Raw genomic sequence first — 440 nt, 5'->3', positions numbered from 1 at the left:
GCGCTGGCCGACGGCGCAGGTGTGTCGTCGGGTGTGCGGCGGGGGCGGACGGCGTTTGTGTTTACCGGTCAGGGTGCTCAACGGGTCGGTATGGGTGGGGAGTTGGGTGAGGCGTTCCCGGTGTTCGCGGGGGCGTTCGATGAAGTGTGCGCAGGGCTGGACCCGTTGTTGCCGCGTCCCCTGCGGGATGTGGTGGCCAGTGGTGAGGGTCTGGATGAGACGGGGTTTGCCCAGCCGGCGTTGTTCGCGTTCGAGGTGGCGCTGTTCCGTCTGCTGGAGTCGTGGGGTCTTCGCCCGGACATCGTTGCGGGTCACTCGGTGGGCGAGATTGCCGCAACTCATGTCGCGGGTGTGCTGACGCTCAAGGACGCCTGTGTGCTCGTAGCCGCTCGTGCCGGGTTGATGCAGGCGCTGCCGACGGGTGGCGTGATGGTGGCAGT

1 protein-coding gene is annotated in these 440 nt (G+C 67.5%); it reads left to right on the top strand.

From position 1 onward, the window contains the following. Positions 1-440: acyltransferase domain-containing protein (locus tag GTW40_RS06985; RefSeq protein WP_161179282.1), on the top strand; the 440-nt coding region annotated here is incomplete at both ends.

It is taken from the genome of Streptomyces sp. SID4985 (assembly GCF_009863025.1).
Lineage (GTDB): Bacteria > Actinomycetota > Actinomycetes > Streptomycetales > Streptomycetaceae > Streptomyces.
Note: the sequence above shows the minus strand (reverse complement) of the source record. Positions and strands in the feature narration are given on the sequence as shown.